The sequence below is a fragment of the Streptomyces sp. NPDC026062 genome, from assembly GCF_055568375.1.
On record NZ_JBVHOQ010000021.1, the window covers coordinates 24,012 to 31,566 of the forward strand.

General features: G+C 73.1%; 6 protein-coding genes. 4 read left to right on the plus strand and 2 right to left on the minus strand.

Annotated features, from left to right (window positions below):
• The first annotated feature begins 16 nt into the window (after window positions 1–16).
• Together ACZ4LX_RS20210 and ACZ4LX_RS20215 are read left to right on the plus strand one after the other, a co-directional pair.
• The gene (locus ACZ4LX_RS20210; protein ID WP_467641417.1) at window positions 17–667 is read left to right on the plus strand and encodes a thymidine kinase; all 651 of its coding nucleotides are present in this window, start codon (window positions 17–19) and stop codon (window positions 665–667) included.
• A gap of 211 nt (window positions 668–878) precedes the next feature.
• A complete protein-coding gene (locus ACZ4LX_RS20215; RefSeq protein WP_467641414.1) occupies window positions 879–2,723 on the plus strand; it encodes a serine/threonine-protein kinase in 1,845 nt (614 codons plus the stop codon).
• A gap of 51 nt (window positions 2,724–2,774) precedes the next feature.
• On the opposite strand, the gene ACZ4LX_RS20220 is transcribed toward ACZ4LX_RS20215, so the two are convergent.
• Entirely contained in the window at window positions 2,775–3,551 is a 777-nt protein-coding gene (locus ACZ4LX_RS20220; protein WP_467641411.1) for a VOC family protein, read from the minus strand.
• 230 nt (window positions 3,552–3,781) lie between these two features.
• Here ACZ4LX_RS20220 and ACZ4LX_RS20225 point away from each other — a divergent pair, with 230 nt between their 5' ends.
• Entirely contained in the window at window positions 3,782–4,612 is an 831-nt protein-coding gene (locus ACZ4LX_RS20225) for a sulfurtransferase (RefSeq protein WP_467641408.1), read from the plus strand.
• Window positions 4,613–4,724: 112 nt separating this feature from the next.
• Here ACZ4LX_RS20225 and sepH read toward each other — a convergent pair whose 3' ends face one another.
• Entirely contained in the window at window positions 4,725–5,789 is a 1,065-nt protein-coding gene (gene sepH / locus ACZ4LX_RS20230; protein ID WP_467641405.1) for a septation protein SepH, read from the minus strand.
• Between the two features lie 499 nt (window positions 5,790–6,288).
• Between sepH and ACZ4LX_RS20235 the strand changes: the two genes are divergently transcribed.
• Entirely contained in the window at window positions 6,289–7,410 is a 1,122-nt protein-coding gene (locus ACZ4LX_RS20235) for a hypothetical protein (RefSeq protein WP_467641402.1), read from the plus strand.
• Window positions 7,411–7,555 lie beyond the last annotated feature (145 nt).

The window sequence follows — 7,555 nt, forward strand, 5'->3', positions numbered from 1 at the left end:
AGGTGCTCAACCCCTCATGCCCGAGCTTGTGTTCTTCTCCGGAACGATGGACTGCGGAAAGAGCACGCTGGCCCTCCAGATCGGACACAACCGTTCGGCGCGAGGGCTCCAGGGTGTGATCTTCACCCGTGACGACCGGGCGGGGGAGGGGAAGCTGTCCTCCCGGCTGGGCCTGGTCACGGAGGCGATCGAGGCCTCCGAGGGGATGGATCTGTACGCGCACCTCGTCGATCAGCTCTCCCAGGGCGGCAGGGTGGACTACGTGATCGTGGACGAGGCGCAGTTCCTCGCCCCGGAACAGATCGACCAACTGGCCCGCGTCGTGGACGATCTGGGGCTGGACGTCTTCGCCTTCGGCATCACGACGGACTTCCGCACCAGGCTCTTCCCCGGCTCCCAGCGGCTGATCGAGCTCGCCGACCGTATAGAGGCCCTTCAGGTGGAGGCCCTGTGCTGGTGCGGCGCCCGCGCCACCCACAACGCCCGGACGGTGGGCGGCGAGATGGTGGTGGAGGGCGAGCAGGTCGTCGTCGGTGACGTGAGCAGTCCCGCTGCGGAGACCGGCTACGAGGTGTTGTGCCGGCGCCACCACCGCCGCCGCATGACGAGCGGCTCCGTCCGCGCGGGCGCGCTCTCGCCGGACGTCCTGCCGGTTGCCTCCGGCTGAGGTCCCGGCGGCCGGACAGGCCGCGGTCCGCCCGGCCTGCGGTCATCTCCGGGCGCGGAGGTGTTCCCGCGGACGACGCGGTGTCTTCACGCCGAGGCGGCACCGACCGCCCGATGCCGGGGCGTCCGGCTGTGCGGACGCCGTGCAACGGGTGGGCGCCGAATCCCCGAAGCCGGTCGGTGCGCCGCGCCGGTGTGCGAGGATCCGGTCCATGCAGCCTCTGGCCCCCGATGAGCCGTCACGCATCGGCCCCTATCGTCTGCTCGGCCGGCTCGGCGCCGGAGGCATGGGACGGGTCTATCTGGCCAGGCCCCTGTCGGGCTCGCAGGAGCCGGTGGCGGTGAAGGTCGTACGCGCCGACATCGCCGAACGCGCCGAGTTCCGGCGCCGGTTCGTGCGCGAGGTCGCCGCCGCGCGCCGGGTGGGAGGACCGTGTACGGCCGCGGTGCTGGACGCCGACACGGACGCGGCCCTTCCCTGGGTGGCCACGGAGTATGTCGCGGGCCCCACCCTGCGGGCCGTGGTGCAGGGGGAGTTCGGGGCCCTCCCCTCGGCATCCACCCATGTACTCGCCCACCGGCTCGCCTCGGCCCTTTCGGCGATCCACGCGGCCGGCCTGGTCCACCGTGATCTGAAACCGTCCAACATCCTGCTCACGGTCGACGGACCCCGCGTGATCGACTTCGGGGTGGCGCACGTTCTCGACGTACCCCTGGACTCCACCCTCACCCCCGAGGGGATGCTCGTCGGTTCCCCCGAGTTCATGGCTCCCGAACAGATCCGCGGACAGCGGGTCAGTCCGGCGAGCGATGTCTTCGCCCTCGGCTGCGTCCTCACGTACGCGGCGACCGCCCGTTCCCCGTTCGAGGCCGAGGAACGCGGTCTGCACGCGCTGATGTTCCGCATCGCCTACGAGGAGCCGGACCTCACGGGGCTGCCGGAATCGGTCTCCGAGGTGGTGGCGGACTGCCTGGCGAAGGAGCCGGAGGACCGGCCGTCGGTCGCGGAGGTGCTCGACCGTACGAGGAACGCCCCGCCGGGTGCGTGGCTGCCGGGAAATCTGCTGGAGCGGCTGGACCGGGCAGCCGCCCAGCCGGTGCCGCGCACCCCCCGGCGTGCGGAGCGCAGCGCCCCGGAACCGGCCGCGATCCCGGTCTTTCCCGATCCGGTCGGCCGCGACCTCCTGGACGTACCGGAGGCGGGGATCGCGCCGCCGCGGGTGCTGGCCGCGTCGGCACCGCCCCGGCGGAAGGCCAAGCGCGGGAAGGCCGTGCGGTGGACCGTGGCAGCGGCCGTGGTGGCGGGAATCCTGTTCGCCCTGCTGCCGCCCTCGTCCGGCAGGCCGGGCGTCACCGGACCCGTCGAGGAAGCCGAACCCGAGCCCGTGGGCCGGTTCACCGGGGCGTGGCAACGGGGAGGGTTCATGCGGCTGGAGTTCCACGCGGCTTCGCGGCCCGGAAGCAAGGGGGCCGACGTCGTCGTGGGGTCGCCCGAGGCCGTATGCAGGGGCGAGGCGAGCACCGCCAGGCTGACGGACGGCGACCAGGTTCTGGTCCTCGGCGGCTACCGGTTGATCTCCGCCGAGCCCGAGGGGAGCAGCTGGAAGCAGTGCGGGCTGTCCTCCCGGATCAGGCTGGAGCGCAATGCCGATTTCGTCCTCTGGGCAGCGGGCGACAGCGGCCAGGTGATGGATCCTGCCGCACCGTCGACCGCGTCCGTCGCGGAGTACCGGGGAACCTGGCGGTCGGCGGACGGCCGCACCCTGGTCGTGCGGGGCACGGCCATCGGTGATGCAGCGATCCGGATGACCACGACGGAATCGGGCCGGGCGTGCGAGTACCGGGCCCGTGCCGTGGACCTGGCCGAGAGCCCCACGGCCCTGGGGCAGCTGGGTCTGCTCACCACCTACGCCGTACCCGTCCGCGTCGCGGGCTGCGGGCAGGACGCCGGACTGTACGCGTACACCATCCATGACGGTGACCCGGGCGGGCGCGCGGTCCTCGTACGCACCGGCCGCGACGACGAGGAGGTCGTCGAGTTCCGCAAGGTGAGCTGACGGCACCGCCGCGTACCCGCTTCCTTGGTGCGCGGCCGTGCGGCGGCTTCCTCAGCGCCCCGCCGACCGCACGATCGTGAACGCCGCGCCCTCCGGGTCCGCCACCGTGGCCACCCTGCCGCTGGACCCCTCCCTGGGGGGCTGGAGGATGTGTCCGCCGAGTTCCACCACACGCTGTGCGGCCTCATCCGTGTCGGCGACCTCGAAGTAGGTCATCCAGTGCGGGCCCCGGTCGCGCGGCAGGGCGTGGCCGACACCGTGCAGCGATGCCACCGGTCGGCCGTCCAGATGGAGGGTCTGGTAGTCGAAGTCGGCCGAGACGATCGCCTCGGTCTCGTAGCCGAAGACCGCCTGGTAGAACTTGGCGACCGTCGACGTCTCCCGGGTCACCAGCTCGTTCCAGACCGGGGTTCCGGGCGCGCCGGCCAGTCTGGCGCCGACGTGCGCGGCCGCCTGCCAGATCCCGAACACGGCTCCGCTCGGATCGGAGGCGATGGCCATCCGGCCCGCTTTCCCGGCATCGAGCGGTCCGACACCGACCGTGCCGCCGCAGGCGCGGACGGCCTCCGCGGTGAGGTCGGCGTCGTCGCTGGCCAGATAGGTCGTCCAGGCGATCGGGAGGTGCCGGTCGGGCGGCAGCTGCCCGATGCCCGCGACCTCCCGTCCGTCGATCAGCGCCCGGACGTACGGGCCGAGCTGTTCGGGGCCGGGGCCGAACTCCCAGCCGAACAGCTCGGCGTAGAAGTTCCGGGTCGTGTGCAGCCCGTGCACGATCAGGCTCACCCAGCAAGGTGTTCCGGGTGTAGGCCGAGCGGCAGCCTCGGTCATCGTTACTCTCCTCGGACCATCGTGGTGGCCGTACGGGGGAACGGGGCCGGCGCACCGTTGTGCGTTGCGGGATGTGTACGCCCCGTGCAGATGCTTGCACCACCCGGCCCGTGATGCGCCCCGGCCGCGCCGCTCTTTCCGCGATCTCGAAAGAGAAGGTCTTGTTTGTGGCGATACATCCGTTTCGGGGTTGCTACGGGCGGGTCGGCCGCTGCGCGAAGATGGCACACATGAAGCCCATCATCTCTGCATCCGAATGTGTGAGCGAGTCGGCGGGGCCGCGTCCGCCGGTGCTCCTGGACGTACGTTGGCAGCTGGGCGGCCCTCACGGCCGGCCGGACTACGAGGACGGGCACATCCCCGGTGCGGTCTTCGTCGATCTGGACGCGGAGCTCGCCGGCCCGGCGGGTGACGGCGGGCGCCACCCACTGCCCGACCCGGCGGAATTCGGCGCGGTCATGCGCCGGGCGGGGGTCGGCCGGGACAGTTCGGTGATCGTGTACGACGGCGGCCTCGGCTGGGCGGCGGCCCGTGCCTGGTGGCTGCTGCGCTGGACGGGGCACCGGGACGTCCGGGTGCTGGACGGCGGTCTCGCGGCCTGGACCGGAGGGCTGTCGAAGGAGATCCCGGTGCCGGCCGAGGGTGACTTCGCCCCCAGGCCCGGTGCGCTGCCGCTGCTGGACGCGGACGGTGCTGCCGCCCTCGCCCGCTCGGGTCTGCTGCTGGACGCGCGTGCCGCCGAGCGTTATCGGGGCGATGTGGAGCCGGTCGACCGGGTGGGCGGTCACATTCCGGGCGCGGTCTCGGCTCCCACGGTGGAGAACGTCGGTACGGACGGACGCTTCCTGCCCGCCGAGCGGCTGGCCTCCCGGTTCTCGGGGCTGGGCGCGGCCGATCGCGCGGCGGAGATCGGTGTCTACTGCGGCTCGGGGGTCTCCGGCGCCCATGAGGTGCTGGCGCTCGAGATCGCCGGCTTCACCGGCGCGCTCTACGCGGGCTCCTGGTCGCAGTGGTCGGGTGACGAGTCCAGGCCGGTCGCCACGGGCCCCGACCCGCGGTAGGGGCGGAGGCACCGGCCCTTGCCGGACGAGCGGCTTCCTCTGTCGCCACGCACGAGGGCCCGTACGCGGCTGCGCACGGGCCCTCCTCATGCCGTTGTCACCCGGCGGGCTCTCAGTCCTGTTTCTTGCGCCGTGTGCCGAAGACGATCTCGTCCCAGCTCGGCACCGCGGCCCGGCGTCCGGGCCGGACCCCGTCCGCCTCGGCCTGCCGGTCCGTCGTCCCGGTGAGCCGGTCGCGGTGACCTGCGACCGCACGCGGCATCAGCACGTCCGCGTAGGCGGAACCCGCGCCCGCCGAAGCCGCGGGGGCTGGCGGCTCCTCGGCCTCCGGCTCGTGCGCGGCGGGTTCGAGCGCCGGAGGCTCCGGCGGCGCGGGCCGTTCCGGTACGACCATGTCGCCCCGGAAGCTCGGCACCGCCTCCAGCAGGCTCGTCAGCGAATCCCGCTCGCTCGCGGTCACCCCGCCGATACGCTCCTCCGGCTCCGGGGGCGGAGGGGGCGTGGGGCGCTCCATCTGGCGATCGAGGGCGCGGTCCAGCGGCCGGTCGCGGGGCAGCCGGGCGATCCGCGGGACGAACGGGAAGCTGGGCTCGGGCGCGGCGACGTCGTCGGTCTCGCCGATCAGCGAGCGGGCCTCGTCGTCGACGGCCTGGACCAGCCGGCGCGGTGGGTCGTAGGTCCAGCTCGCCGAGTGCGGCTCGCCGGCGACCCGGTACACCAGAAGGACCTCCCAGGTGCCGTCGTCGCGGCGCCACGAGTCCCACAGGACGGTTTCCTTGTCGGCGCCGCGCAGCAGCAGCCGCTCCTGCACCGCCTCGCCGAGCTGGGGGCCGGTGTTCTCGCCGGGACGGCGCACGGGGGTCTTCCGGGCCCGCTCGGCCATGAAGGCGCGCTCCGCGAGCACGGGGCCCTCGAAGCGCCGGACACGGTCCACCGGGATCCCGGCGAACTGGGCGACCTCCTCCGCGGAGGCGCCGGCTCGTATCCGTGCCTGGATGTCGCGCGGGCGGAGGTGGCTCTCCACCTCGATCTCGATCTGGCCGAGCCGCGCGCGGTCGTTGCGCACGGCGGCTCGCAGCCGCTCGTCGATCGGAAGTGTGTACTCCGTGCTGTCTGCGGCCTTGAGCACCAGTCGTGTGCCGTCGTTGGAGACGGCCACGACACGCAGTTCGGGCATGGGGACCTCCCGGGTGGTGCCTGCCGACGTCACGTGCGTCGCTGCTTCCGCTAGTCGAGTGTGGCCTGCCCGGCTGCAGCCTGCCACAACATTGCCGTGTTGCCCGGCGTGTCGGGCGTGAGCCCTTGATCGCCGATATGACACGGTGACCTATTGTGCAACACAAAGTGACCATTGGTCACCCCGCGTGGCCGGCCCCCGTGCGATGCCGTGACGCGCCGCCGGATCGAGTGCCTTCTTCGGCCCCCTCCCGAAGGTTCCGGACTTCCACGCGGGGGTCCGGCCCCAGGGCTCGCCACAGTACTCCATTCGGGCCATGTGGGTGGACCGCCGCGCCGCCGAAGTTCTCGCGAGGCGCGGGAGTTGACGTACCCACTTGAAGGCGGGATGCCCGTGACGCGTGTCCTGCTTCACAGAATCACCGTAAGTGGAACTATCCGCTTCGCTCAAATGTCCCTTCTTGTTGCATGGTGGGAGAGATGTCAATCAAGGGCTGGAAATGGTGCAGAAGCCGGAAAGTGACATAGAACCCAGAGAAAGGCGGATAGATCTGAGCCTGCCCCAGGTGGCGGGGAGCGCGGTGGCAGCGGTCGCGGCCGCGGTGGCGGCCTCCCAACTGGGTGTGTACGGGACGATTCTCGGCGCCGGAGTGATGAGCGTCGTGGCCACCTGCGGCGGCTCGGTCTTCCAGCACTTCTTCCGCCGGACGGGCGAGCAGATCCGCGAGGTGACGGTCCAGGTGAAGCACCCGGGCCGCGAGATGACGGTTCACACCCGCCAGACACGTGAGGGCGGTGACCCGGACGCGGAGTGGGTGACGTCCGGGACGCGGGTCGCGCTGCGCGGCACGGCCGGAACCGCCGACGCCACCGAGATGCCGGCCCCGCTGGATGCCACGGCCTTGCTGCGGCAGGTGGACCCGTCGGCGCGGGGAGGGGTCCCCGCGCAGCAGGACGCCGACGCCACGACCGTGCTGCGGCCGGTGGACGCCACGACCGTGCTGCGCAAGGTGACCGCCGACCCGGACCGTACACAGCTGATCGAGTCGCCCGACGGAACCCGGCGGCTCACGGCGGCGCCCGCGTTTCCGGCTGCGTCGCCGGACGAGGAGTTCACCCGGGCGACCACGCACGGCACCCGGATCCGCGGCTGGAAGCGCTCCGCCCTCGGGGCCGCCGTGGTGTTCGTCGTCTCGATGGCCGGGATCACCACGTTCGAGCTGGTCTCCGGGAACGACCTGAGCGGCGGTCAGGGGACCACGGTCGGCTCCGTCGTGCGCGGAGACCGGGGCTCCGGCTCCTCCGACCCGGCGCCGGCGCCCAGCACCGGCACCGAACAGGACGCCACGGCGCCCGGCCAGGACAACAGCACGGCGCCCGGTACCGGCTCGCAGGACGGTGGACGGAGCGCGAGCCCGGAACCCGACCGGACCGGCGGTTCCACAGCCGAGCCGACCCCCACGCCCACCCCGTCGGAATCCGCCGGGGACGGTACGGCTCCGGCGCCCGTGCCGACCCCGGCGCCCACCGGCAGCGGCAGCGCCGCACCCGACCCGACCGATACGGCCGGCGCTCCCGCGCAGCAGGACCGCGCACCCGCCGGCGCGGACACCGAGGAGTGAACGGCCGCGGGGGGGGGGGGGCCCCGGGGGGGGGGGGGGGGCGGCCCGGGGGGGGGGGGGGGGGGCCGGGGGGGGGGGGGGGGGGGGGCGGGCCGGGGGGGGGCGCCCCCCCCCGACCCGTTCACGGTGTCGCGTGCGTGCCGGG

Bases quoted from the DNA above. Each gene is read 5' to 3' on its own strand.
- ACZ4LX_RS20215 (WP_467641414.1), top strand. From the start codon at position 879: ATGCAGCCTCTGGCCCCCGATGAGCCGTCACGCATCGGCCCCTATCGT.
- ACZ4LX_RS20225 (WP_467641408.1), top strand. From the start codon at position 3,782: ATGAAGCCCATCATCTCTGCATCCGAATGTGTGAGCGAGTCGGCGGGG.
- ACZ4LX_RS20210 (WP_467641417.1), top strand. From the start codon at position 17: ATGCCCGAGCTTGTGTTCTTCTCCGGAACGATGGACTGCGGAAAGAGC.
- ACZ4LX_RS20220 (WP_467641411.1), bottom strand. From the start codon at position 3,551: ATGACCGAGGCTGCCGCTCGGCCTACACCCGGAACACCTTGCTGGGTG.
- ACZ4LX_RS20235 (WP_467641402.1), top strand. From the start codon at position 6,289: ATGGTGCAGAAGCCGGAAAGTGACATAGAACCCAGAGAAAGGCGGATA.
- sepH (WP_467641405.1), bottom strand. From the start codon at position 5,789: ATGCCCGAACTGCGTGTCGTGGCCGTCTCCAACGACGGCACACGACTG.